This window comes from Sphingomonas sp. ABOLH, assembly GCF_003951715.1.
GTDB classification, from domain to species: Bacteria; Pseudomonadota; Alphaproteobacteria; order Sphingomonadales; family Sphingomonadaceae; genus Sphingomonas; species Sphingomonas hankookensis_A.
Map to the genome: position 1 here is coordinate 32,674 of NZ_QQWV01000004.1, position 25,252 is coordinate 57,925.

Sequence of the window (25,252 nt, forward strand, 5' to 3'; positions counted from 1 at the left end):
CTCACGCCGCCTCCACCCGGCCGCTGCGCTCCAGCTTTCCCCATCCGACCACGAACCCGCCGATCGCCGAGGCGATGGCGCGCAGCACGACCCAGTACATGATCTGCCGGTACACCAGCCGCTGCGCGACGAGCAGATGGGCGGGATAGCGCGTCTTGTTGCCGTCGAGCCGATAGGCGATCCAGCCGCAGAAGACGTCGATCGCGGTGAAGCACAGCCAGTACAGGCCCATCTGCCCGACATCGCCGCTGGTCTGTGCCCAGCCATGCTGCGCGACGCGGACGGCCGTGCCGACGATCGACAGGATCAGCGCGAGGTCGATCAGCGGCGAGATGGCGGCGAAGAAGATCTGGAACAGCCATGCCTGGGGCAGGCCGATCCGGGCGAGGCCAGCGGGCTTGCCGGTCAGCAGCACGCGGCGATGCTTCCACAGGCATTGCAGCGTGCCGAACGCCCAGCGATAGCGCTGCTTGGCGAGCGCCTTGAAGCTCTCGGGCGCTTCGGTCCACGCGACGGCGCGCGGGTCGTAGGTGACGCGCCAGCCGGCGCGCTGGATGGCGATGGTCAGGTCCTGATCCTCGGCCAGCGTGTCCTCCGGATAGCCGCCGACCGCATCCAGTGCCGCGCGCCGCCAGGCACCGACCGCGCCGGGCACCACCGTCATCGCATCGAACCCGGCGAGTGCGCGGCGTTCGAGATTCTGCGCGGTGATATATTCGACCGCCTGCCAGCGGGTGACGAGGTTCACCCGGTTGCCGACCCGCGCATCGCCCGCGACCGCCCCCAGCTTCGGATCGGCGAACCAGCGCGCCAGCCGGGCGATGGTCGTCGGTTCGAACTGGGTATCGGCGTCCAATGCGATGATCACCTCGCCCTCCGCCTGCAACAGCGCGCGGTTCAGCGCCGCCGCCTTGCCGCCATTGGCGAGCGTCAGCAGCGTGACGCGCGGATCGCGGGCGAAGCGGTCGCGCACGACGGCGCTGGTGGCGTCCTTCGACCCGTCATCGGCGACGATCACCTGCAGCCCCGGATAGTCGCTGGCCAGCACCCGCGCGACCGAATCGGCGATTACCCGCTCCTCATTATATGCCGGGATGATGACCGAGACGCTGGGATGATAGTCGGGCGGGGTCGGGCGCGTCCGCCGCGACTGGAACCATGCCAGCGCCGCCATCAGCACCGCGCGCGCCATGCCGAGACCGATGGCGAGGTAGAACAGCCAGGCGAGGCCGACCGCAATCGCCGCCAGCACGATGAAGATGGCGACATCGGTGCGGACCGCCGCGAGGTCGCGTCCGGTCACCGCCGGCATCGCGACGGCGCGCGGCACGCCGACCAGCTGCGATGCGGTGACGAAGTGATAGCCCTTCGCCTTCAGGATCGCGATGATTTGCGGCAGGGCATCGACCGTCTGCTGCCGGTCGCCGCCGCCATCGTGCAGCAGCACGACGTTGCGCGAACTGTCGGCGCTGGCGTCCTCGACCTGCTCCACCACCTGCCGCACGATCGCGTCGGTGCCCGGCCGCTGCCAGTCGTTGGGATCGACGTGCAGCCCGACGACGGTGTAGCCGAGGTCCTGCGCCAGCAGCGCGGGTGCGATTTCGTCCATCGTCGTCGGTTCGGCATCGCCGAAATAAGGCGCGCGGAACAGCGTGGTCGACCGGCCGGTATAGGCCTGAATCAGCCGCTGGGTGGCATTCAGCTCCAGCTTGGTCGTGCGTTCGCCGGTCGTGGCGAGGTTGGGGTGGGTGTAGCTGTGGTTGCCGATCTCGTCGCCATCGGCCACGATCCGCTGCAACAGCGCCGGATGTTCGAGCGCGTTTTCGCCGACGACGAAGAAGGTGGCGGGCACCCCGGCCTTTTCCAGCGCGTCGAGGATCGGCGGCGTCCACGTAGCGTCGGGGCCGTCGTCGAAGGTCAGCGCGATCGCCTTCGGATCGGCGCTGCCGGTGCGCTGCACGACATAGGGGGTAGGGAGCGCGGTGTAGCGTTCGTCGGCGATCATGCCGTCGCGGTCGAATTGCAGCAGGCGGTGGCCATCCGTCGGGCGGCTGGTGATGCGCAGCACTTCGCCCGATCCCTCGACATCGACATTGACCGCGCTTCGCAGGCGGCCGAGCCGCGGCACGCGCCCGGCGGTGCGGAAGGCGGCGAAATCGTTCCAGATGCCGGCATCCTCGCTGCCCAGTCGCCACAGCGCGACATCGTCCAGCCCCAACCGACGCAGCGCCGCCAGTTCGTTCCAGCTGGTCGCGGCGTCGAGCATCCACAGCTGATGGCGGCTGCCGCGTTCGTCGTCATAGGTGAAGCCGGCATTGCCGCTCGACCGGTCGAAGCCGACCGGGGCCGATGAGTCGTGCGCGGCGAGCCAGGCTTCCTCGATCGAGAGCGCATCGGCGCCGCCATCGTGCCAGTCATAGGCATAGCTGCCGAGCGCCACGACCAGCTTGTCGCGACCGACCTGGCGAATGGCCTGTTCGACCTGATCGACGAACCAGGGTTGCGACGCGATGGGGCCGGGGGTGCCGCTTTCCCAATGTTCGTCATAGGCCATCAGGATCACCCGGTCGGTGGCGCGGGCGATATCGGCCAGTCGCCATTCGGGATCGCCCGCCGGCGCGGTGACGGCGAGGATCGCGCCCTTGGGCAGGGCGGCGTGGAGCTGCGCGAGGAAGGCGGGATAGCGGGCGACCGCTGCGGCGGGCAGGCTTTCATAGTCCATGACCAGACCGGCGGCGTGATGCGCCTGCGCATAGCCGGCCAGCTGCGCCACCAAAGCCGCGCGGGCCTGCGGATCGGCCAGCATCTTTGCGGCCCCTGCGCCGTCCCAGTTTTCGTCGGTCAGGTTCTGCACCATCGGCAGCACCTTCGGCGCGTGGCGCGTGGCGGCCATGAGCTGTGTCAGGCGTGGATCGTCGATCGCATGGACCTGCTGCCCGACGACGGTGACGAAGGCCGGCACGACCCAGTCGAGGCCGGTCATGTGCCGCTGGAGCGACGACAGCCCGCCGGCGGTGTCGGGGACGTAGAAGCCGATGGTCAGCGGCGATCCCGGCGTCGGCGCGCTGGTGCGGGGCAGCCAGCGGCGATGGTTCGCCAACCCGTCGTTGCGCGGCGCGAAGGCTTCGCCATGCCGCCGCGCGAAGGGCAGGGGCATGCCGAGCGTGCGCGGCGTCAGTACGAGTGTCGTCGCAAAGGCGATCGCCGCCAGCACGACCGCCAGGATCAGCAGCGCGACCCCGCGCCTCGCCCAGATGCCGCGCCGGCCGGTGGGATCGAAGAAGATGGGCTTGCTCACGTGGCGGCGACCTCAATAACGACTGTGCCGGCCGCGTTACGGGATCGGGCCGCGCCGGGCGGTGAGCGCCACATGAATTTTTGGTCACGCGGGCAGGACGGCGCGTGATGCCGCTTTGCAACAGGTTGCGCATTCCGGATTATTGATGATCGATACGACCCGGCATGAATTGACAGCCCCCCGACAAAGCATAGGATGCCGCAATCACGGCGTTTTCCGGGCCGTTCGAAGTATAGGGGGATTTACATGGTACAGCGTCGATCGGCGGCTTTCCGCCGGATGGCTCGTTGCGCGTTGCTGACATCGGTGATGCCGTTCGCCGTGCAGGCACAGGCGCAGGAGCGTCCGACGGAGTCCGTCCATGCACCGCATGCCGGCACGATCTCCGCCGCACCGGTGAGCGTTGCTCCGATCGGCAGCGCGCCGGTCAGTGTCGCTCCGCTGGGCATTGCGCCGGGTGGTGTGATGCCGGGCGGGTCGTCGGTCGACGAGCCGCAGGTCGTCATCAACCCGCCGGGCACGCCCACGACGGCACGCGACCCGAACGACATCACCGGCGTCGGGCAGATGTTCATCAATCAGGGCGGCGGCAGCCTGAGCCTGTGCACCGGCACGCTGGTCAACCCGCGCATGGTGATCCTGGCGGCGCACTGCATGAACACCAGTCCGGCCAGCGCCTATGGCACCGAAACCGGCAACAAGCAGATGGCGTTCGGTTTCAAGGCCGATAACCTGCAGGGCGTGCGCGACTGGCTGTTCGGTAATCCCACGACCGGCGTGACCGCGTTCCGGTCGACCCCCGCCAATGCGATGTTCAACGTCAATCAGGTGTCGTACCTGACCGACTCGCTGAAGCCCGAAAATCGCGGCTTCCTGCAGGCCGACGTCGCCATTGCGACGCTCGACACGCCGGCGGTCGGTATCCCGGCATGGGCGCTGCTGTTCTCGGCACTGCCCGCGCCGTCGTCGATCAACAACGCCACCGGCACCGGCTATCATGTCGTCATCACCGGTTATGGCCGCAACGGTACCGGGCTGAACGGCGATACCGGCGGGATCGATTATCGTCGTCGCGTGGCGGAAAATTATCTCGGCGCGCTGACCTCGCTCAGCGATGTCGACCTGTTCCTCTATGGCGACACGGCGCGGACGCTGAACCAGAACCTGTACATGACCGACCTCGACGATCCGCGTCGCGGCACGGCGTCGGCCAGCCGGTTCGACTTCAACCTGTTCAAGGACAATGCGCTTCCGAACGAAGGCATCACCGCCGGCGGCGATTCGGGTGGTCCGCTGATCCTCGACAAGACGTATAGCAAGCCGGTCGTGCTGGGCGTACTCTCGGGCGGCACGCGCTATTATGCCGCGCAGCCGTCGTCGTCCTACGGCACGACGTCCTTCTATCAGCCGCTCTATCTCTATTGGGACTATATCGTCGCCTCGAACCCCTACCGCTATGTCAGCGCGAAGGCGGGCGATGCGAAGTGGACCGACGCGACCCATTGGCAGACCGAGCTCGACCCGAGCTATCAGGTGATCCAGAACGGCAAGCTGGTGAACGGCGTGCCGACCACCGCGGGCCAGGGTGAGGCCGGATCGGGCGGCGATTTCGGGCAGCTGTGCTTCGAAAGCGCGTCGAGCTCGATCTGCAAGGATTTGGCGACCGGCATCTATTACCAGAACGGCGTGGCGGTCGCGCAGGACCCGGTCGACCGCGGTCCCGCCGCGGTGGCGCGTGCCGCCGCGACTTTGGCCAACGGCCTGCCGGGTGCGACCAACTTCGTCCCCAACAACACGAACCCGGTAAAGGCGTCGGGCATCGTCGGACGCTATTTCGACGTGACGCTCGGCGCGGCGGGTACCACGACGCTCGATACCAGCGTCACCATCGACCGCCTGTCGATCGCCAACAGCCAGGCGCGGTTGAACGTCACCAGCACCGGCTCGCTCACCAGCCTGATCGAGATCAACCAGCTGAACGGCCAGACCATCGTCGACGGCCGCGTGGCGACCGGCGGGGATTATTTCCTGCTGGGCGGGTTGCTCAGCGGTTCGGGCCGGGTCGATTCGCGCTTCCTAACGAGTGTCAGCGGCACGATCGCGCCGGGCACGATCGGGACGATCGGCACGCTGACCATCGGCGGCAACCTGATCCTGGCGTCGGGCACGCAGCTGGCGATCGACATCGGCAACAATGGCGCGTCGGACAGGATCGCACTGGTCCGCAACGGCACCACCGACGGGCTGGCTAGCATCGGCGGATCGGTGCTGTTCAATCCGGTGGCGGGCAGCACGATCCGCTATAACGACAGCTACACGATCCTGACCGCCGCCGGCGAAATCCGTGGCCGCTTTGCCCAGCCGGGGGCGCTTAGCGCGATCCTGCGGCCGGTGCTGAGCTACACCGCCAACAGCGTGACCGCGCGGATCGATGCCGGCAGCTATGCGAGCGTCGTCGCGCAGACGCCGATCCAGACCGCCTATGCCCAACTGCTCGACCAGAACCGCAGCAACTATGCGGCGGTGGCGGGCGCTTACGGCATTCTCGACCTGCAGAGCCAGGCCGGGATCCAGGCGTCGCTGGAGGGTCTTGCCCCGCGTAGCGAGACGACCAAGCGCGCGATCGGCACGGTGGCGATGGACAATGTCGCCCGCTTCTATCGCGAACGGCTGGCGGCGATCGATCCGGCGCAGCCGCTGGGTGGCACGCTGGCGGTGATGGGGCGGCCGAGCGATGTGGTGGTGGGGGCAGTGATGGCCCCGACCATGGGCGTCGCGGCACAGACCGATGCGTCGGTCACCTCGATCCGCGAGGGCGTGCTGCCCGACGATGCCAGTGCGTTCCTCGCGGGCGGCTATATCCGCGGCAGTTCGCCGGGGATGCCGGGCACGAACCCGGCATCGGGTCGCGACGAGTTCGACGGCTTCTACATCGCGGGCGGCGTCGAAAAGGCGCTGTCGGATACCGCCGTGCTCGGCTTCGGCCTGTCGTACAGCGATGTCGACGGGCAGCAGCGCTTTGGCCAGCAGGCGCGCGGCGAGCTGATCCAGGGGACGCTGTACGGCAAGGTGCAGGCGCCGATGGGCGTCACCGTCGATGCGCAGTTCGGTGCGGGCGTCTATCAGGCGCGCACCAGCCGTAACGTGACGCTGGGCACCACGCCCTTCACGCTGCGCGCCCGCGACAATGCGCTGGCGCTGTCGGCGGAAGTCGGCGCGGGCTATCTGTTCGGCACCGACCAGCTGCACATCGGCCCGCGCGTTGCGGTTCGTGCCAGCCAGCTGGGCTTCACCCCGACGGTCGAAACCGGCGGCGGTCCGGCGCTGCGCTACGATGCAGACAACTACACCAGCCTCCAAGGCCGCGCCGGTGCGGTGCTCGACGGAGCGTTCGGCGGCTTCCGTCCGTTCGCCTCGGCCTATTATGTCCGGGAGTTCGAGGATCGCGCGGCGTTCTTCACCGCGAACTTCGCGAACGGCATCGGGCCGAGCGTGGCGTTCGCGCTGCCCAGCCGCGACGATGAATGGGGTGAGATCGGCGGCGGCTTCGCGTTCGGCAGCGACAAGGTCGAATTCTCGGTCGCGGCCGACACGACGATCGAACGCGACATCCGCAACCAGTCGTATCGCGGTACGGTGAAGGTGCGCTTCTGATGGGTAGCAGCCGGCGCGTGTGAGCGCGCCGGTCGTTTGCGTGAACGGAGAGAAGGCGGCGGTCCAGGTGGTCTGCCGCCTTCTTGTTTGCGCGCGGTAGGGTGCTGGGCGAACGGGATCGGGAGCGGGCCACCAGATCGCTTCACCACCGCGGAGGTGATCGGCGGTCCCGACTTGTGGCGATCGGCGAGGAAGCGGGACCCCGGGTCAAGCCCAGGGTGACGACGATATGGCGTCTTCGATCAGGAACAGCGCCGCAACGGGTGAATGCCACTGCGTCGAGCGCAGGATCGGCCGAAACGCGCCAGGCGTTCTGCTACGATGGGGAGGACCCTTCCGGCCGGTCTGGGGAGAATGGTGGACGCACTTGGGCTCGAACCAAGGACCCGCTGATTAAGAGTCAGCTGCTCTACCAACTGAGCTATGCGTCCATTCGCTGGACAGGTGGTGGACGCACTTGGGCTCGAACCAAGGACCCGCTGATTAAGAGTCAGCTGCTCTACCAACTGAGCTATGCGTCCGTCGCCTGGGCGATGGGGCGGGCCGGGCTGGCCGATCCGCCGTTGGAGCGGCGCCTTTAGCGAACCTTTGGCCCCACGCAAACCCTATTTTTCAGATTTCCGAAAAATAGCGTCAGAACCGGACGCGATCACGATTCTCCCGGTCGATCGCCATCAGGATGCCGATGCAGCCGAGCACCGTCATCTGGGCCGATCCGCCATAGCTGACCAGCGGCAGGGGGATGCCGACGACCGGAGCCAGCCCCATGACCATGCCGAGATTGATCGCGACATAGAAGAAGATCGTCGTAGCGAGCCCGCCCGCGACCAGCTTCGAGAAACGCCCCTCCGCGCGGACGCCGACGCCGACGCCCCAGCGCACCAGCAGGATGAAGGCGGTGATGAGCAGCACGCCGCCGACCAGCCCCCATTCCTCCGCCATGGTCGCGAACACGAAGTCGGTATGCCCCTCGGGCAGATAGTCGAGATGGCTCTGCGTGCCGTTCAGGAACCCCTTGCCAAAGATGCCGCCCGACCCGATCGCGATCTTCGACTGGCTGATATGATAGCCGGTGCCGAGCGGGTCGCTTTCGGGGTTGAGGAAGATCAGCACGCGGTTCTTCTGATATTCGTGCAGCAGGAAGTTGAAGGCGAGCGGCGCGGCGATGGCGACGCCCAGCGCACCGCCGACGAACAGTCGAAGCGGCAGGCCGGCGAGGAACATCACCGTCAGGCCGCCTGCGGTAATCATCAGCGCGGTGCCGAGGTCGGGCTGAAGCATGACCAGCACGACCGGGATTCCCAGCATCGCCGCCGCCGGCCACACCGCACCGAAGCGACGTATCTCACCCGCCGGCAACAGGTCGTAGAAGCGTGCCAGAGCCAGCACGATGGCGGGCTTCATGAATTCCGATGGCTGTACCCGGATGAAGCCGAGGTCGAGCCAGCGCTGCGACCCGCCCTTCACCGCGCCGACCAGTTCGACCAGCACCAGCATCACGGTGATGACGGCATAGGCGGGCAGGGCGATCCCCTGCCAGAAGCTCATGCGGATGCGGGAAATGCCGATGGCCGCCAACAGGAAGATGGCGAAGGCCAGCCCCTGTCGCGACGCCCAGGGCTGTACGCTGCCGCCAGCCGCCGAGAAGAGGACGACCAGCCCGAACCCGCCGATCGCCAGCAACAGGAACAGGACGCGCCACGGCAGCTTCGCCAATGGTGCCGGAACGAAGCCCAGCCCGTGCGAGGTCGTCTGGTTGATGCGCTTCATTCGGTCCGTTCAGTCACGTTGGATTGGGCCACCGCGGTGTCGGGGGCGCTCTGGTTGGCGGCGGTGTCGACGACGTTGGTCGTCGCGCCCTCGACATCGGCCGGTGTCGCGGGAACGGTGGTGACCGGTGCGGTCTGTTCGGCCTCGAACGCCTTCCACTGTGCCGCCATCCGGGTCTGGACGTCGCCGCCCCATTCGCGCTCCAGCGGTTCGAGCCGGGCCATCGCCTTGTCACGGTCGAACAGCCATGAGAGAATGTCGCTGGCGATCGGCGCGGCGGTATAGATATGGCCGGAATGCTCCAGCACGACCGATACGGCGTAGCGCGGCGCGGCGGCGGGGGCGTAGCCGATGAACAGCGAGTGGTCGCGCATCCGGAACGGGATCGCGCTATCACCCAGCACACCGGTGCGACGCTCCGCCATGGTAATGCGACGCACCTGCGCGGTGCCGGTCTTGCCGGCCAGCTGGATGCCCTCCGGCAGCCCCTGAAAGCGCGATCGGCCGGCGGTGCCGCCGCCATTGACCACCGCCCAGGTCGCTCGGTGCACCGTCGCCAGCATTTCCGGATCGATCCCCATCGAGGGCGCCGGCTTATGGGCGGTATCGAGCAGCAGGCGCGGCACGACCTCGCGCCCCTGCGCCAGTCGCGCAGCCATCACCGCCAGCTGCAGCGGGTTGCTCAGGACATAGCCTTGCCCGATCGACGCGTTGACCGAGTCGGCGACGGTCCATTTCTGCTTATATTTCCGCAGCTTCCACGCGCTGTCTGGCACGGTGCCATAACGTTGCGACTGGAACGGAAGCTCGAATTTCTGCCCCAGTCCCATCTGTCGCACGGTGGTCGCGAACGCGTCGTAGCCCAGTTCGCGGGCCATGGTGTAGAAATAGATATCGCAACTCTGTGCTACCGCCCCGATCAGGTCGAGCGGGCCATGGCCACCACGCTTGTGGCAGTGGAAGCGGCCGGTGCCGACCTGCAACACGCCCGAACAGGTGACGCGGCGGTGAGGATCGACGCCGGCCTTCATGATGGCAAGGCCGTGCATCGGCTTGACCGTCGATCCGGGCGGATACAGCCCCTGCAGCGTCTTGTTCATCAGCGGGATATGGTCGTCGCCCGACAGCATCTTCCATTCGAGCCGGCCGATCCCGTCCGAAAAACTGTTGGGGTCGTAGGCGGGCATCGACACCATCGCCAGCACGTCGCCGGTAACCGCGTCCATCACCACCGCCGAGCCGGAGTTCGGCCCCAGCCGGCGGGCGGCATATTCCTGTAGCCCGAGATCGATGGTCAGGCGGACATTCTTACCCTGCTTGTCGGGCCGCGTGTCGAGTTCGCGCACGATCTGGCCGCGCGCCGTCACCTCGACGCGCTTGGCGCCCGCCGTCCCGCGAAGCTGCGATTCCAGCGTCTTTTCAAGGCCATCCTTGCCGAGTTTGAAACCCGGTGTGACCATCAACGGGTCGCGGGTTTCCTTGAACTGTTCGGCGGTCGCAGCGCCGACATAGCCGGTGATATGCGCGACCGCGGCGCCCGGTGGATAGCTGCGCGAAAAACCGCGGGTAGGCTGGACGCCGGGGAGTTCGGGCAGGCGGACGCTGACCGCCGCGAAGCGTTCCCAGTCGAGATTCTCGGCGACCTGGACCGGGGTGAAGTTGCCGGCGCGCTTCAGGCCGGTCTGGATGCGGGCCATGTCCTCCGGCGTCAGTGCCAGCAACTGCCGCAGTTCGCCGAGCACCCGGTCGCGATCCTCCAGCCGGTCGGGGATCAGGTCGACCCGGAAATCGGTGCGATTGTTGGCGATCGGCGCGCCGTGGCGATCGATGATCCACCCACGGCGGGGCGGGATCATGGTCAGGTTGACGCGGTTGCTTTCGGCGAGGAGGTTATAGCGCTCGTTCTCGGCGACCGACAGCCATGCCATCCGCCCCGCCAGCACGACGCCCACCGCCACCTGCGCCCCGCCCAGCACCATCGCGCGCCTGGAAAAGCTGAAAGCCTGTGCGGCCTCGGTGACGATCCTGCTCATTCATCCTCGCTACCACCAAGTGCGGTACATAGCCTTGTGGCGGCCGGGAACAACGCTATCGATACGACGATCTGAAACAAAAGCACGGTATCGACCTGCGCCGACAGCCGGGTGGCAAAAGCTCGGCCGGCGACGAGGCAGAGGGCGATCGACCCGCCGGCGAGCAGCCAGTCCTGCCAGAAATCGCGGGTAACGAGACGGGTATCGACCAGATCGAGCATCAACGAGCAAAGCTGCCACAACAGCACCGCACTGCCCAGCGGCTGGCCGCTCACCAGGTCGTCGAACAGGCCGAGCGGTGCTGCCGCCCAGACGGGCAGCGCGCCCGGTCGAAGCAGCCGCCAGCCGAGGAACATCAACAGGCCGAAGGGCGGCAGGAACGGCACGGTGGCGACGACCGGCAACAGCGTGACGAGCGAACCGGCGAGGATGCTCGCGACCGCCTTGCGCGTGAGCACGCGTTCGGCGCGACCGTCGTCGGGGCCGAGCAGCTTCATTCGGCGGCGGGCGTCGGGGTCGGCGTGGCGCTAGGGGTCGGGCGGGGAACCGGTGCGGGCAGGAACGCGCGCTCGACCAGTGCGAAATCCAGCCCGTCGGGTTCGGCGAACACACGGGCGGGTGCCACATCGCGCTGGCTGCGCGAGACGCGGGCGACCGGCACGCCCGGCGGATAGATGCCGCCGGTGCCCGAGGTGACGAAGACATCGCCGGCCAGCAGCGGCGCGTTGACGACGCCGGCGGTGCGGACCTCGACCATGCCGTTGCCGACGCCGGCGACGATCGCCGACAGTCCGTCGCGCGTGCGACGCACCGGCACGATGCTTTCGGGATCGATGATCAGCAGCACGCTGGCGGTGTTGGGGCTGGTTTCGACGATGCGCCCGATCAGGCCGTTGGGTCCGCGCACCGGCTGTCCGCGCATCACGCCCTGTCGCGACCCCGCGTTAAGCGTCGCGAAGCGGCGGGTGCTGCTGGCCGAACTGTTGACCAGACGGGCGGTAATCACCGGAGCGGCCGACCGGTCGCGCAAGGCGAGGAGCGTGCGCAGCCGGGCGTTTTCGCGGTTCAGCAGCCGCGCCTGCATCAGGTAGCGGCGGGTCGCCTCCTCCCGCGCGCGCAGACGGCGGTTCTCCGACACCGCGCCGAAATAGTCGCCGATCCCTGCGGGCACCGATGCCACTCCGTCCCACACCCAGTCGGCGCCTGAGGAAATCGGGGTCGTCGCCTCCCGCATCGCCCCGCGCAGCGCGGAGAAGGCGCGGGGATCGATGATCGAGATCAGCAGCAGGATCGCCCCGACGAGCGCGCCGCTTGCCGCCAGCACGTACCCGGCGAACACCGTATATTGCGCCCGCCGCGAAAAGCCCGGACGGTGGTTGCGTGGCGGCGCCATGCCCCCCAATCCCTATGTCAGACGGCGAGCAGGACGCCCTTGTAGATCGGATCCTCCAGCGCGCGACCGGTGCCGAGCGCGACGCAGGTCAGCGGGTCTTCGGCGACCGTCACCGGCAGGCCGGTTTCGTCGCGGAGCACTTCGTCGATACCCTGCAGCAGCGCGCCGCCGCCGGTCAGCACGATACCCTGGTCGACGATGTCTGCGGCCAGTTCGGGGGCGGTGTTTTCCAGCGCGATGCGGACGCCCTCGACGATCGCGGCGACCGGTTCGGACAGCGCCTCGGCGATCTGGCCCTGGTTGATCTGGATTTCCTTCGGCACCCCGTTCACGAGGTCGCGACCCTTGACGTAGATCAGCGTGCCGATGCCGTCGGCCGGCGGCTTTGCCGTGCCGACTTCCTGCTTGATGCGCTCGGCCGTGGCTTCGCCGATCAGCAGGTTGTGGTTGCGGCGGACATAGCTGACGATCGCTTCGTCCATCTTGTCGCCGCCGACCCGGACCGAGGTCGAATAGGCGAGGCCGCGCAGCGACAGGACGGCGACTTCGGTCGTGCCGCCGCCGATGTCGACGACCATCGACCCGATCGGTTCGGTCACCGGCATGTCGGCACCGATCGCGGCCGCCATCGGTTCCTCGATCAGCCAGACCTGCGATGCGCCGGCGTTCGAGGCTGCGTCACGGATCGCGCGGCGTTCGACGCTGGTCGAGCCCGAGGGCACGCAGATCACGATCTGCGGCCAGCGGATGAAGCGGCGCTGGCCATGCACCTTCTGGATGAAGTGCTTGATCATCTGTTCGGCGACGTCGAGGTCGGCGATGACGCCGTCGCGCATCGGGCGGATCGCCTCAATCGAGCCGGGGGTCTTGCCCATCATCAGCTTGGCGTCGTCGCCGACCGCCTTCACCCGCTTGACCCCGTTCAGCGTCTCGACCGCCACTACCGACGGTTCGTTCAGCACGACACCGCGACCCCGCAGGTACACCACCGTATTGGCGGTGCCGAGGTCGATCGCCATATCATGCGACATGAACTTGAAGAAACGCGAGAAGGCCATCGATACTTCCGTCCTTATCCGCGTGTCCCGACGCGGCGGTTCGCAGCTTGTACCTCGACCCGTCCGACCGGGGTTCCAGTCGGTTGCCAGATGGCGGAAGCGGGTCGCGGGATGGCGCCGCTTGGGCTAGAGCGACCCCCATGTCAATACGCCGTCTGCCCGAGCATCTAGTCAACCGCATCGCTGCGGGAGAAGTGGTGGAACGCCCCGCTTCCGCGCTGAAAGAACTGGTCGAGAACGCGATCGACGCCGGCGCCGGCCGCATCCTCGTCCGCCTGGCGGGCGGGGGCATCGATTTGATCGAGGTTAGCGACGATGGCTGCGGCATGGGGCCGGCCGACATGGCGCTCGCGTTGGAACGGCATGCGACCTCCAAGCTGCCCGACGACCGGATCGAAGCGGTCACGACGTTGGGTTTTCGCGGCGAAGCGTTGCCGTCGATTGCCAGTGTCGCGTGCCTGTCGATCGAGAGCCGCCCGGCCGGGGCGGAGGGGTGGCTGCGCACCGTCGACAATGGTGAGGTGGTCGAGGATCGCCCCGCCGCGGTCCCGCCGGGCACGCGCATTCGGGTCGAGGGGCTGTTCGCCCGCGTGCCGGCGCGGCGCAAGTTCCTGCGCTCGCCCCGGTCGGAATTCGCGGCCTGTGTCGATCAGGTGCGGCGACTGGCGATGGCGCGACCCGATATCGCTTTCACCCTCGAACATGACGGGCGCCGGATATTGGGCGTGCAGGCGGGCGAATCGCGGCCGGAACGCGTCGCGGCGCTGACCGATCGCGCGCTGGCGATGAACTCGGTCGGGCTCGACTGGGAACGCGAAGGGATGCGGCTGGGCGGCGTCGCCGGGCTGCCGACCTTCCACCGGGGCGTCGCGGACCATCAATATCTGTTCGTCAATGGCAGGCCGGTGAAGGACCGCCTGCTGTCGGGCGCGGTGCGCGGTGCCTATGCCGAAATGCTGGCGCGGGACCGGCATGCGGTGGTCGCGCTGTTCCTCGATGTCGATCCCGACCTTATCGACGTCAACGTCCATCCGGCCAAGACCGAGGTGCGCTTTCGCGATCCGGCGGCGGCGCGCGGGCTGATCGTCGGTGGCTTGCGGCGCGCACTCGACGAGGCGGGGTTTCGCGCGGTGCAGCGTCCCGCCGCCGATGCGATGGCGGCATGGACGACCGAGCCGGTGGCGCCGGTGACGGCCCCGGCAATGCCGTTGCCGCCGCTTGCCGAGACGAGCGTGTCCCCGGGCTTCGCCTTTCACGACAAGCGTCCGACGTTCTTCGCGCCGCCGCCCCAGGCGCGCGCTGAGGTGGCCGTCGAGCCTCCGCCGGCCTCGACGGAATTTCCGCTGGGCGCGGCGCGCGGGCAGGTCGCGCGAAGCTATATCGTGGCGGAGGCCGAGGACGGGCTGGTGCTGGTCGACCAGCATGCCGCGCACGAACGGCTGGTGCTGGAGCGGATGCGGGCGGCAATGGCGACGGGCGGCGTGGCACGGCAGGCGCTGCTGATCCCCGAAGTGGTCGAGCTGGACGAGATCGCGTGCGACGCGCTGGAGGACAAGGCGGAGGAACTCGCCGAATTCGGACTGGAGGTGGAACGGTTCGGCCCGCGCGCGATGCTGGTGCGTGCCGTGCCGGCGATGCTGGGGCAGGGCGACGTCATCGGCCTCGTCACCGACCTTGCCGACGAAATCCGCGCGCATGATGCCGCGCTGTCGCTGAAAGAGCGGATCGACCATGTCGCGGCGACCATGGCGTGTCATGGATCGGTTCGCGCCGGGCGGGTGTTGTCGGTGGTCGAGATGAACGCCCTGCTGCGCGAGATGGAGGTCACGCCGCATTCGGGCCAGTGCAACCATGGTCGACCGACGTGGATCAAACTGGCGCATGGCGATATCGAGAAGCTGTTCGGACGGAAATAGGAAGTAGCGCCATGAAGTTCACCGAAGCCGCCGGCGCCAACCCGACCGATGCGATGCGGGTGCTGGGACGGCCGACCGATCGGATCGAAGGGCCGTTGAAGGTCAGCGGACGGGCAACCTATGCCGCCGAGTTCGCGGTGGCGGGGCAGGTCTATGGCGTGGTCGTCGGCACGACGATCGCGACCGGGCGAATCGTGTCGATCGACGCGGCGGACGCCTTGGCAGCGCCGGGCGTGCTGGCGGTGGTGACACACGAGAATGCCGGGCCGCTGGGTATCGGCGAGGATCACAAGGTGCCGATGCTTGCCGGGCCGCAGGTCGATCAACTCGGCCAGGCGGTGGCTTAGGTAGTGGCCGAAAGTTTCGAGGCGGCACGCGCGGCTTCGAAGCTGGTACAGGTCGACTATTCGGCGGCGGACGGTGCCTTCGATCTGGCGGACGCGGCCGCGCGCGGGGCGGACAAGCCGTTCCGGTCGAACGGACATGGCGATTTCGACCGTGCCTTTGCCGATGCGCCGGTGCAGGTCGATGCGACCTACACCACGCCCGATCATGCCCACGCGATGATGGAGCCTTACGCGTCGATCGCGGCGTGGGAGGGTGACGCGCTGACGCTGTGGACCGCGAACCAGATGGTCGACTGGGCGGCACGCGACATGGCGAAAATATTGAAGATGCCGAAGGACAAGGTGCGGATCGTCGCGCATCATGTCGGTGGCGGCTTCGGCGGTAAGCTGTGGGTCCGTGCCGATGCGGTGTTGGCTGCCGTCGCCGCGCGGCAGGTTGGGCGGCCGGTCAAGGTTGTGCTGTCCCGGCCACAAATGTTCAACAACACCACGCACCGGTCGTCGACGATCCAGCGACTGCGGCTGGGCGCGGCGGCAGACGGGCGGTTGCAGGCGATCGCGCATGAAAGCTGGTCGGGCGATCTGCCCGGCGGCAGTCCGGAGGGTGCCGGCGCGCAGACGCGGCAGCTCTATGCCGCGCCGAATCGTCGGGTGGTCGAATGGCTCGCCGAGCTGAACCTGCCCGAATCCAGCGCGATGCGGGCGCCGGGCGAGGCTGTCGGGATGATGGCGATCGAAGCGGCGATGGACGAGCTTGCCGAAAAGCTGGCGATCGACCCGGTCGAACTGCGCGTGCTGAACGATACGCAGGTCGACCCGGAAAAGCCCGAGCGCCGCTTTTCGCACCGCGATCTGATCGGGTGCCTGCGCGAGGGGGCAGAGCGTTTCGGATGGCGCGAGCGTAATCCGGTTCCGGGCCGGCGACGTGAGGGGCGCTGGCTGGTGGGCGTGGGCATGGCGGCGGCGTATCGCGGCAACATGGTGTTGAAGTCGGCGGCGCGGGTCGGGATTGCCGGCGATGGCCGGGTGACGGTCACGACCGACATGACCGATATCGGCACCGGCAGCTATACGATCCTGGCGCAGACCGCCGCCGAGATGCTGGGCGTCGAGCTGGATCAGGTGACGGTCCGGCTGGGCGAATCGAGCTTCCCGGTGTCCGCGGGGTCGGGGGGGCAGTTTGGTGCGAACAGCTCGACGGCGGGGGTCTACGCCGCCTGCGTGGGGCTACGCGACCGGATCGCCGAGGCGGTCGGGTTCCACCCCGCGACGGCGCGCTTCGCCGAGGGCCGGGTGTGGTCGGGCAACCAGTCGGTCGCGCTGGGCGAGGCGGCGGGCGGTGCGGGAATCGAGGTTGAGGACCGGATCGAGTTCGGCGACCTGACGAAGAAGTTCGTGCAGGCGACCTTCGGCGCGCATTTCGTCGAGGTCGGCGTCGACGCCGATACCGCGGAGGTTCGCGTCCGCCGGATGCTGGGCGTTTTTGCCGCCGGACGCATACTGAACCCGAAGGCAGCACGCAGCCAGATATTGGGCGCGATGACGATGGGCGTGGGCGCGGCGTTGACCGAGGAACTGGTCGTCGATCCGCGGCTGGGCGGGTTCATCAATCACGACCTCGCCGAATATCATGTCCCGACCCATGCCGATATTCCGCATCAGGAAGTCGTGTTCCTTGACGAGACAGACCCTTATTCGTCGCCGATGAAGGCGAAGGGCGCGGGCGAGCTGGGCATTTGCGGCGTCGGCGCGGCGGTCGCGAACGCGGTGTACAATGCCTGTGGGGTGAGGGTTCGGGAGTATCCGATTACCGTCGACAAGGTGTTGGTGGGGTTGGAGTAAATCTATTGTCCGTCATTCCCGCGAAGGCGGGAATCCATACGCGCCAGCAGTTCGTTCTAAGCCGAAACGGTAGCGGCAATGGATTCCCGCCTTCGCGGGAATGACGAAGGAGAGGCCGAAACCGGTCGCTCTCGTCAGCCTGAAACAGGCCGGGATGACGGTGGGGTTACGCCGCTACCTTGCGGCGCTCCGCCATCTCGTCGTTGAGCATCTCGGCCAGCAGAAATGCCAGTTCGAGGCTCTGCCCGGCGTTGAGGCGCGGGTCGCAGTGGGTGTGATAGCGATCGGCCAGCGCCTGTTCGGTGACCGCGATCGCGCCGCCGGTGCATTCGGTGACGTTCTGCCCGGTCATTTCGGCATGGATGCCGCCGGCATGGCTGCCTTCCGCACGGTGCACGGCAAAGAAGCCGCGCACTTCGGCAAGGATGCGGTCGAACGGCCGCGTCTTGTAGCCGGTCGTCGCCTTCACCGTGTTGCCGTGCATCGGGTCGCACGACCACACGACCTTGTGCCCTTCGCGCTGCACCGCGCGGACCAGCTTGGGCAGTCCGGCTTCGATCTTGTCGTGACCATAGCGCGTAATCAACGTCATCCGTCCGGCGATGCGGTTCGGGTTGAGCGTGTCGAGCATGCGCAGCAGCGCGTCCGGCTCGAGCGTCGGGCCGCACTTGATGCCGATCGGATTGCCGATGCCGCGCAGGAATTCGACATGCGCCGATCCGTCGAAGCGGGTGCGGTCGCCGATCCACAGGAAATGCGCCGAGGTGTCGTACCAGTCGCCGGTCAGTGAATCCTGCCGGGTCAGCGCCTGCTCGTAGGGCAGCAGCAGCGCTTCGTGGCTGGTGTAGAAGCTGGTCGCCTTCAGCTGCGGCACGCTGTCGGCATCGATGCCGCATGCCGCCATGAAGTCGAGCGCCTCGCCGATACGGTCGGCGACATCGGCATATTTCTTGGCCCAAGGCGACCGGCCCATGAAGTCATGGGTCCAGCGATGCACCTGATGCAGGTTCGCATAGCCGCCGGTCGCGAAGGCGCGCAGCAGGTTGAGCGTCGCCGCCGCCTGCGAATAGGCGCGGATCATCCGTTGCGGATCGGGCACGCGGCCTTCGGCGGTGAAGGCGATGTCGTTGATATTGTCGCCGCGATAGCTGGGCAGTTCGACGCCATCGACCGTTTCGGTATCGGCCGAGCGCGGCTTGGCGAACTGTCCAGCCATGCGCCCGACCTTCACCGTCGGCAGCTTCGACGCGAAGGTCAGCACCACCGCCATCTGGAGGATGACGCGGAAGGTGTCGCGGATGTAATTCGGATGGAATTCGGCAAAGCTCTCGGCGCAATCGCCACCCTGCAGCAGGAACGCCTTCCCCTCCGCCACCTGCGCCAGTTCGGCGGTCAGGTTGCGCGCTTCGCCGGCAAAGACGAGCGGCGGATAGCTGGCGAGCTGCGCGGTCGCGGCATCGAGCGCCTGTGCGTCGGGATAGGTCGGGAGCTGGCGCGCTTCGGCGGATTTCCAGCTGTCGGGGGCCCAGATTGCGGCCATGTCACATTCCATCCAAGTCGGTTCGGGCAATTCCCATGCGCGAAACGGACCGTTCGCGCAATGAAGGAAAGGTTCATCGCCCCGATCGACCGCTTCGATCAGCCATAGCGATGCTGGAATTCCTCATGGTCCATGACGAGGTAGCGGATCGCGTCGATCAGCGCCCACGGCCCGGTGACGAAAAGCCCGACCAGCGTGCAGCTGAGCAGCAGCATGACGATGCCCGACCCCGTGCGACCGAGATAGAAGCGGTGGACGCCGAGCGTGCCGAGGAAGAAGGCGAACAGCACGGCCGCGACCTTGTCCTTGCGCGGACGCCGGCGGGCCGGATCGGGGGCGGGGCGCGGCGCGACGGTGCCCGGCACATGGTAGATGCGCAGCGCGCGACCGTTCGAGACCTCGAAATCCACCTGCGCGCCGACTGCCGGGCCGATCCGGTCGGACCAGTCGTCGGGTTCGAACCAGTAACGCTGTCCATCGTCGCCGGCGATACGCCCTTCGCGTCCGTTCCGATCAACGCCCAGCACCTGTCCCCGCATATCGACCCCCGATGATTCGCGGGCAGGGGTATGAAGGCGAAGCGGGGCCGGGAGCAAGGGGTTCGGGCAGGTTGGTGAACCGCCGGCCGGTATATGATCCCGGCGCGCGTCCTACCGCCCGTAGAGGAAGAAGCGTTACCCCGGCTCAAGGCCGGGGTGAGGGGCGGCTAGGCCAGCGTCGGGCGCCAATCCCAGCCGAGCGGGTCGCCGTCCATGACCTCGACCCCCGCCGCCATCAGTTCGTCGCGGATCGCGTCGCTCGCGGCGAAATCCTTGGCAGCACGGGCTTCCTTGCGGTCGGCCAGCCGCGCCTCGATCGTCGCAGCGTCGATCGTAGCATCGGCCGGGCGGACGCGCAGGTCGGCGCGGTCGAGGGTGGCGAGGCCGAGCCCGAGCACCGCGTCGAAGTCGGCGAGCGCGGCGAGGCGGTCGGCGGGCGTCAGCTTCTTGTCCGCCAGCAATTCGTCGAGCACCGGCAGCGCGCGCGGGGTGTTGAGGTCGTCGGACACAGCCGCATCGAGCCGCTCGCGATAGGCCGCCGCCTTGGCCGCGTCGCCTTCGCCGCTCGCGCGGGACCGCAGCGCGGCGACGGTCATCACCAGTCGCTTCAACCGCGTCAGCGCCGCGAGCAGATTGTCGGCCGAAAATTCCAGTTCCGAGCGATACTGCGCCGACAGGCACATCAGCCGGTAGGCGAGCGGATGCACGCCGTTGTCGATCAGCGTCTGGAGCGTGGTGAAGTCGCCCTTCGACTTCGACATCTTGCCCGATCGTTCGACAAGGAAGTTGTTGTGCATCCAGAAGGCGGCACCACTGTCGGCACAGCCGCAATAGGCTTGGTTCTGGGCGATTTCGTTGGGGTGGTGGATTTCGCGGTGGTCGATGCCGCCGGTGTGGATGTCGAAAGGCGCGCCGAGATATTTGATGCTCATGACCGAGCATTCGAGGTGCCAGCCGGGCGCACCCTTCCCCCACGGCGAATCCCATTCCATCTGGCGGCTCTCGCCCGCCGGAGTCTTGCGCCAGATCGCGAAATCCTGCGGATGGCGCTTGCCGGCGACGGGATCGATGCGGCCTTCGCCGGCATCGTCCTGTCCGCCGGCGAGTGCGCCGTAATGGGGAACGGTGGTGCTGTCGAAATACAGGCCGCTGTCGATTTCGTAGCAATGCTCCGGCGCGATGCGTTCGGCGAAGGCGATCATCTCCGCGATATGGTCGGTCGCGACCGACCAGCGGGTCGGGTCGTCGATGTTCAGGTCGCGCAGATTGCCCTTGAACGCCTGCGTATAATGGGCGGCGATGTCCCAGATCGACTGGGCGCGGGCCTTGGCCGCCGCTTCCATCTTGTCATCGCCAGCATCGGCGTCGGACGTCAGATGGCCGACATCCGTGATGTTGATGACATGGGTGAGCGGATAGCCCTTCCATCGCAGCACCCGGCTCAACGTGTCGGTGAACACATAGGCACGCAGATTGCCGATATGGGCATAGTTGTAGACCGTCGGCCCGCACGAATAGACGCGGACGCCCTTGGTCGGATCGAGCGGTTCGAAACGCTGCGTACTGCGCGTCAGCGAATTGTGGAGCGTGAGCGGGGCACCGTGCATGGCGCGGCGTGTAGCGCGATGCGGCCCGTCTGCAAATCCGGGCTGTTCGCGGCGAAAAGCGCGGTCGCCCATGGAACAGCGGGTGGACCCGTAGGTTGGGGCTACTTCGAACAGAAAATAATGTTCGATCAATAGCTTATCATGGATCAACCAGTCGGGCCACTGGCCCGGCGGACGGGAGAGCATCGCCATGGCCCAAGCCGAACTGCCCGGCGACGTCGAGCGGGACGACGGACCCGCCTTCACATCGAAAGACCGGGAGGAACGCGGGCACGCGGCGCCGGAGGGCGAATCGTCGGTTTCCGGCGTCGCGGTCACGATCAACCGGCCCGCATCCGAACTCTACGCCTATTGGCGGGACTTCGAGAACCTTGCCAGCTTCATGCTGAATGTCGAGGGCATCGACGTCATCGACCGCGAGCGATCGCATTGGCGCGTGGCCGGTCCCAACGGTACCTACGAATGGGACGCCGTCGTGACCGAGGATGTGCCGGACCAGCGCATCGGCTGGCGTGCCGAAGAGGCCGACGTGCCGAACAGCGGCTGGGTTTCCTTCGCGGACGCCGGCCCCGCGCGGGGGACGGTGGTTACGGCGATGATCGCCTATTCCCTGCCCGCGGGCATCGTCGGCAAGCTGGTCGCCAAGGTGACGCAGCAGGAACCGGCGATTCAGGCGCGGCGCGACCTGCGCCGGTTCAAGCAGCTGATGGAAACCGGCGAGATCGCGACGACCACGCCCCCCAATCGCGAACCCAAATCATAAGGAGCCGGCGATGCGCGCACTTACCTGGCACGGCAAGCACGACGTCCGCGTCGATACTGTTCCCGATCCCGAGATCATCAACCCGCGCGATGCGATCATTAAGATCACCTCGACCGCGATCTGCGGGTCGGACCTTCACCTGTACGACGGCTATATCCCGACGATGAAGGCGGGCGACATTCTCGGCCATGAATTCATGGGCGAGGTGGTCGAAACCGGTCCCAAATCGACGTTGAAGAAGGGGCAGCGCGTCGTCGTGCCCTTCGTGATCGCGTGCGGCAGCTGTTATCATTGTTCGAAGCAGCAATATTCGGGCTGCGACAACGGCAATCCGGCCGACAATCAGGACATTGCTCAGGAATTGTGGGGGCAGGTCGGATCGGCGCTGTTCGGCTACAGCCACATGACCGGCGGCTATCCGGGGGGACAGGCGGAATATGTCCGCGTGCCGTTCAGCGATGTCGGGCCGATCGTGATCCCCGATGGTATCGAGGACGAGAAGGTACTGTTCCTGTCCGACATCCTGCCGACCGGATGGATGGCGGCGGAAAATGCAGATATCGAGGACGGCGATATCGTCGCGGTGTGGGGCTGTGGCCCGGTCGGGCTGTTCGCGATCCAGTCGGCGTTGCTGATGGGCGCACACCGCGTCATCGCGATCGATCATTTTCCGCACCGGCTGGCGCTGGCCAAGGGGTTGGGGGCCGAGGTCCTTAATTTCGAGGAAACCGACATCTACGACGCGCTCATGACGATGACCGGCGGGATCGGACCCGACGCGGTGATCGACAGCGTCGGCCTCGAAAGTCACGGCATGTTCGTCGACAATATCGTCGACCAACTCAAGGCATCGACCTTTCTTGGCACCGACCGACCGCATGCGCTCAGGCAGGCGATCGTCGCTTGTCGCAAGGGCGGGCGCGTCTCGGTGCCCGGTGTCTATGGCGGGCTGATCGACAAATTCCCGTTCGGATCGATCATGGAGAAGGGGCTGACGCTGAAGACCGGGCAGACCCATGTCCAGCGCTACCTGCCGGGATTGCTCAGCGCGATCATGGAGGACAAGATCGACACGACCTTCATGATCTCCGACCGGATGGCGCTGGAGGATGCGCCGGAGGGGTATCGGAAATTCCATGACGAGCAGAACCGCTGCACCAAGGTCGTGCTCAAACCCGACTGGGAGCGGGCAGAGTCCTGAATTTGTAAAATCGTGACAAACTGACAATGCCCGGAGCGGTTCGCGACGACGTCGCGACACTGTTCCGGGCATTCGGTGCGTTTACGCGGGTCATCCTATCATGTTCCTTACCTGACATCGGTGGCGAATGGTTCGCCACCCGCGAAAGGGTGTGACGCATGACCAACGAACCGCAACGCAGCCGCGCGGTTTTCTCGACCGAGGATTTCGGCCTGCTGAAGGAAGCCGTCGGCGCCTATGTCCGGCAGATTGCGGAAGAGCCGCGGTCGTCGAAATTCTCCAACCTCTACCATCGCCTCGGCCGACTAAGCTGAGCACCGCGCGGGCTGGCACCGCGCATCGTCCACCATCCCGACCACGCCCCGCCGGCGCGACCGCTTCGTCGCCGGTGGTCGCCCCGTGCCGTCCGTACAGAAGGACCGACCATGACCTATCAAGAACAGGCGGCGCGTGCCGCATCGCTGATCCAGCAGCATCGCGGCACGTGGGACGGCATCGATGCAGACGCCGTCGCGCGGATGCGGTTGCAGAACCGGTTCCTGACCGGCCTCGACATCGCCCGCTACACCGCCGGGATCATGCGGCGCGACATGGCGGCCTATGATGCCGATCCGGGGGCCTACACCCAGTCGCTGGGGTGCTGGCACGGCTTCATCGCGCAACAGAAGATCATCTCGATCAAGAAGCATTTCGGCACGACCAAGGGGCGCTACCTCTATCTGTCGGGCTGGATGGTCGCGGCCCTGCGCAGCGAGTTCGGTCCGCTGCCCGACCAGTCGATGCATGAGAAGACGAGCGTGCCCGCGCTGATCGCCGAACTCTACACCTTCCTGAAACAGGCCGATGCGCGCGAGTTGGGGATGCTGTTCCGCGACCTCGACGGGGCGCGGGCCGAGGGCAATGCCGTCGAGGCGCAGCGGCTGAGCAATGCGATCGACCAGTATGAAACCCATGTCGTGCCGATTATCGCCGATATCGACGCGGGCTTCGGCAACGCCGAGGCGACCTACCTGCTCGCCAGGAAGATGATCGAGGCCGGCGCCTGCGCGTTGCAGATCGAAAACCAGGTCAGCGACGAAAAGCAGTGCGGCCATCAGGACGGCAAGGTCACCGTGCCGCACGAGGATTTTCTCGCGAAGGTCCGCGCCTGTCGCTACGCCTTCCTCGAACTGGGCGTCGAGGACGGCATCATCGTTACCCGGACCGATTCGCTGGGCGCCGGGCTGACCAAGCAGATCGCCTATTCGACCGCGAAGGGCGATCTGGGCGACCAGTATAATGCCTTCCTCGATTGCGAGCCGGTCGGTGACGTTTCCGCGCTGTGCGGCGATGTGGTGATCGAGCGCGACGGGCAATTGGTGCGGCCGAAGCGACTGGCGTCGAACCTGTTCCAGTTCCGCGAGGGGACCGGTGCGGATCGCTGCGTGCTGGACTGCATCACTTCGCTCCAGAATGGCGCCGACCTGCTGTGGATCGAGACCGAGAAGCCGCATATCGAACAGATCGCATCGATGGTCGACCGCATCCGTGCCGTCGTGCCGAACGCCAAGCTGGTCTACAATAATTCGCCCAGCTTCAACTGGACGCTGAATTTCCGCCAGCAGGTGTACGACCGCTGGGTCGAGGAAGGGCGCGACGTGTCGGGCTATGACCGGGCGAAGCTGATGAGTGTCGACTATGACGCGTCGGAACTGGCGCAGGAGGCCGACGAGAAGATCCGTACCTTCCAGCGGGACGCGAGCGCGCGCGCCGGCATCTTCCACCACCTCATCACCCTGCCGACCTACCACACGGCGGCGCTCAGCACCGATAATCTGGCGCGCGACTATTTCGGCGATGCGGCGATGCTTGGTTATGTGAAGGGGGTGCAGCGCCAGGAAATCCGACAGGGTATCGCCTGCGTGAAGCATCAGAATATGAGCGGGTCGGATATCGGCGACGACCATAAGGAATATTTCGCCGGAGAGGCGGCGCTGAAGGCGGGCGGCGCGCGCAATACGATGAATCAGTTCGCCGCCTGAGCGGGACGCGAACAAGATTGCGCGGGGCTGCGGCGATGCCGTGGCCCCGTTGTAATTTCCGGCAATGTCAGGAAATTACCATCGTTGGAGGCGCGACCGGGAATCGAACCCGGGTGCAAGGATTTGCAGTCCTCTGCGTCACCACTCCGCCATCGCGCCTCGATACGGTGGGAGGCGGGCATTTGCGGGGCGCGCGCGCCGGTGTCAACTGCCGGAATGTAAATTATCCCCGCAGGTATCCTTGGCGGCGGGCGTCGGTCGCGATAGACA

The 25,252-nt window shown here is 66.8% G+C and carries 15 protein-coding genes, 3 tRNA genes and 1 pseudogene; 7 read left to right on the forward strand and 12 right to left on the reverse strand.

What is annotated here, in order from left to right:
* Position 1: 1 nt before the first annotated feature.
* Positions 2 to 3,298 (reverse strand): glycosyltransferase, encoded by a 3,297-nt coding sequence (locus tag CA237_RS03005; RefSeq protein WP_066687735.1) that lies wholly within the window; start codon positions 3,296 to 3,298, stop codon positions 2 to 4.
* A 246-nt stretch (positions 3,299 to 3,544) separates the two neighbouring features.
* Between CA237_RS03005 and CA237_RS03010 the strand changes: the two genes are divergently transcribed.
* The gene (locus CA237_RS03010; RefSeq protein WP_241215419.1) at positions 3,545 to 6,952 is read left to right on the forward strand and encodes an autotransporter domain-containing protein; all 3,408 of its coding nucleotides are present in this window, start codon (positions 3,545 to 3,547) and stop codon (positions 6,950 to 6,952) included.
* Positions 6,953 to 7,307: 355 nt separating this feature from the next.
* On the opposite strand, the gene CA237_RS03015 is transcribed toward CA237_RS03010, so the two are convergent.
* The 7 genes from CA237_RS03015 to CA237_RS03045 all read right to left on the reverse strand — a co-directional run bounded on the left by CA237_RS03015 (position 7,308) and on the right by CA237_RS03045 (position 13,206).
* A tRNA-Lys gene (locus CA237_RS03015) sits at positions 7,308 to 7,383 on the reverse strand.
* A 14-nt stretch (positions 7,384 to 7,397) separates the two neighbouring features.
* A tRNA-Lys gene (locus CA237_RS03020) sits at positions 7,398 to 7,473 on the reverse strand.
* A 112-nt stretch (positions 7,474 to 7,585) separates the two neighbouring features.
* Positions 7,586 to 8,722: a rod shape-determining protein RodA gene (rodA, locus tag CA237_RS03025; protein ID WP_066687738.1), complete on the reverse strand. Its 1,137-nt coding sequence runs from the start codon at positions 8,720 to 8,722 to the stop codon at positions 7,586 to 7,588.
* The gene (gene mrdA / locus CA237_RS03030; RefSeq protein ID WP_126012729.1) at positions 8,719 to 10,755 is read right to left on the reverse strand and encodes a penicillin-binding protein 2; all 2,037 of its coding nucleotides are present in this window, start codon (positions 10,753 to 10,755) and stop codon (positions 8,719 to 8,721) included. The genes rodA and mrdA overlap by 4 nt, the downstream gene beginning before the upstream one ends.
* Entirely contained in the window at positions 10,752 to 11,252 is a 501-nt protein-coding gene (gene mreD, locus CA237_RS03035) for a rod shape-determining protein MreD (RefSeq protein WP_066687742.1), read from the reverse strand. The genes mrdA and mreD overlap by 4 nt, the downstream gene beginning before the upstream one ends.
* Positions 11,249 to 12,148, reverse strand: a complete 900-nt coding sequence (gene mreC, locus CA237_RS03040; RefSeq protein ID WP_066687745.1) for a rod shape-determining protein MreC — start codon at positions 12,146 to 12,148, stop codon at positions 11,249 to 11,251. The genes mreD and mreC overlap by 4 nt, the downstream gene beginning before the upstream one ends.
* 17 nt (positions 12,149 to 12,165) lie before the next feature.
* Complete coding sequence (locus tag CA237_RS03045; protein ID WP_055756338.1) at positions 12,166 to 13,206, reverse strand: rod shape-determining protein; 1,041 nt, start codon at positions 13,204 to 13,206, stop codon at positions 12,166 to 12,168.
* A 140-nt stretch (positions 13,207 to 13,346) separates the two neighbouring features.
* Here CA237_RS03045 and mutL point away from each other — a divergent pair, with 140 nt between their 5' ends.
* Both mutL and paoC read left to right on the forward strand, forming a co-directional pair.
* Positions 13,347 to 15,122, forward strand: coding sequence for a DNA mismatch repair endonuclease MutL (gene mutL, locus CA237_RS03050; RefSeq protein WP_066687748.1), 1,776 nt, complete (start codon positions 13,347 to 13,349; stop codon positions 15,120 to 15,122).
* Between the two features lie 11 nt (positions 15,123 to 15,133).
* A pseudogene (gene paoC, locus CA237_RS03055) lies at positions 15,134 to 17,311 on the forward strand (aldehyde oxidoreductase molybdenum-binding subunit PaoC).
* 166 nt (positions 17,312 to 17,477) lie between these two features.
* Here paoC and CA237_RS03065 read toward each other — a convergent pair.
* The 3 genes from CA237_RS03065 to cysS form a co-directional block, all read right to left on the reverse strand.
* Positions 17,478 to 18,851, reverse strand: coding sequence for a 3-deoxy-7-phosphoheptulonate synthase class II (locus tag CA237_RS03065; protein ID WP_066688108.1), 1,374 nt, complete (start codon positions 18,849 to 18,851; stop codon positions 17,478 to 17,480).
* A gap of 98 nt (positions 18,852 to 18,949) precedes the next feature.
* A complete protein-coding gene (locus tag CA237_RS03070) occupies positions 18,950 to 19,390 on the reverse strand; it encodes a TM2 domain-containing protein (RefSeq protein ID WP_066687759.1) in 441 nt (146 codons plus the stop codon).
* A 167-nt stretch (positions 19,391 to 19,557) separates the two neighbouring features.
* Positions 19,558 to 20,997, reverse strand: a complete 1,440-nt coding sequence (cysS, locus tag CA237_RS03075; protein ID WP_126012732.1) for a cysteine--tRNA ligase — start codon at positions 20,995 to 20,997, stop codon at positions 19,558 to 19,560.
* A 190-nt stretch (positions 20,998 to 21,187) separates the two neighbouring features.
* Between cysS and CA237_RS03080 the strand changes: the two genes are divergently transcribed.
* The 4 genes from CA237_RS03080 to CA237_RS03090 all read left to right on the forward strand — a co-directional run bounded on the left by CA237_RS03080 (position 21,188) and on the right by CA237_RS03090 (position 24,982).
* Positions 21,188 to 21,760 (forward strand): SRPBCC family protein, encoded by a 573-nt coding sequence (locus CA237_RS03080; RefSeq protein ID WP_126012735.1) that lies wholly within the window; start codon positions 21,188 to 21,190, stop codon positions 21,758 to 21,760.
* A gap of 10 nt (positions 21,761 to 21,770) precedes the next feature.
* Positions 21,771 to 22,961 carry a zinc-dependent alcohol dehydrogenase gene (locus CA237_RS03085; RefSeq protein ID WP_126012738.1) on the forward strand — a complete coding sequence of 397 codons (1,191 nt, stop codon included), beginning with the start codon at positions 21,771 to 21,773 and terminating at the stop codon, positions 22,959 to 22,961.
* Positions 22,962 to 23,119: 158 nt separating this feature from the next.
* The gene (locus CA237_RS19540) at positions 23,120 to 23,275 is read left to right on the forward strand and encodes a hypothetical protein (protein WP_164523815.1); all 156 of its coding nucleotides are present in this window, start codon (positions 23,120 to 23,122) and stop codon (positions 23,273 to 23,275) included.
* A 111-nt stretch (positions 23,276 to 23,386) separates the two neighbouring features.
* Positions 23,387 to 24,982, forward strand: a complete 1,596-nt coding sequence (locus tag CA237_RS03090; RefSeq protein ID WP_126012742.1) for an isocitrate lyase — start codon at positions 23,387 to 23,389, stop codon at positions 24,980 to 24,982.
* Between the two features lie 85 nt (positions 24,983 to 25,067).
* Here CA237_RS03090 and CA237_RS03095 read toward each other — a convergent pair.
* A tRNA-Cys gene (locus CA237_RS03095) sits at positions 25,068 to 25,141 on the reverse strand.
* Positions 25,142 to 25,252: the final 111 nt, after the last annotated feature.

What these genes read in the sequence shown, in the direction of transcription:
- CA237_RS03065 (WP_066688108.1), bottom strand. Translation starts at nt 18,851, where the DNA reads ATGGCCGCAATCTGGGCCCCCGACAGCTGGAAATCCGCCGAAGCGCGC.
- mutL (WP_066687748.1), top strand. Translation starts at nt 13,347, where the DNA reads ATGTCAATACGCCGTCTGCCCGAGCATCTAGTCAACCGCATCGCTGCG.
- rodA (WP_066687738.1), bottom strand. Translation starts at nt 8,722, where the DNA reads ATGAAGCGCATCAACCAGACGACCTCGCACGGGCTGGGCTTCGTTCCG.
- mreD (WP_066687742.1), bottom strand. Translation starts at nt 11,252, where the DNA reads ATGAAGCTGCTCGGCCCCGACGACGGTCGCGCCGAACGCGTGCTCACG.
- mreC (WP_066687745.1), bottom strand. Translation starts at nt 12,148, where the DNA reads ATGGCGCCGCCACGCAACCACCGTCCGGGCTTTTCGCGGCGGGCGCAA.
- CA237_RS03045 (WP_055756338.1), bottom strand. Translation starts at nt 13,206, where the DNA reads ATGGCCTTCTCGCGTTTCTTCAAGTTCATGTCGCATGATATGGCGATC.
- CA237_RS19540 (WP_164523815.1), top strand. Translation starts at nt 23,120, where the DNA reads ATGACCAACGAACCGCAACGCAGCCGCGCGGTTTTCTCGACCGAGGAT.
- CA237_RS03070 (WP_066687759.1), bottom strand. Translation starts at nt 19,390, where the DNA reads ATGCGGGGACAGGTGCTGGGCGTTGATCGGAACGGACGCGAAGGGCGT.
- CA237_RS03085 (WP_126012738.1), top strand. Translation starts at nt 21,771, where the DNA reads ATGCGCGCACTTACCTGGCACGGCAAGCACGACGTCCGCGTCGATACT.
- CA237_RS03090 (WP_126012742.1), top strand. Translation starts at nt 23,387, where the DNA reads ATGACCTATCAAGAACAGGCGGCGCGTGCCGCATCGCTGATCCAGCAG.
- cysS (WP_126012732.1), bottom strand. Translation starts at nt 20,997, where the DNA reads ATGCACGGTGCCCCGCTCACGCTCCACAATTCGCTGACGCGCAGTACG.
- CA237_RS03080 (WP_126012735.1), top strand. Translation starts at nt 21,188, where the DNA reads ATGGCCCAAGCCGAACTGCCCGGCGACGTCGAGCGGGACGACGGACCC.
- CA237_RS03010 (WP_241215419.1), top strand. Translation starts at nt 3,545, where the DNA reads ATGGTACAGCGTCGATCGGCGGCTTTCCGCCGGATGGCTCGTTGCGCG.
- mrdA (WP_126012729.1), bottom strand. Translation starts at nt 10,755, where the DNA reads ATGAGCAGGATCGTCACCGAGGCCGCACAGGCTTTCAGCTTTTCCAGG.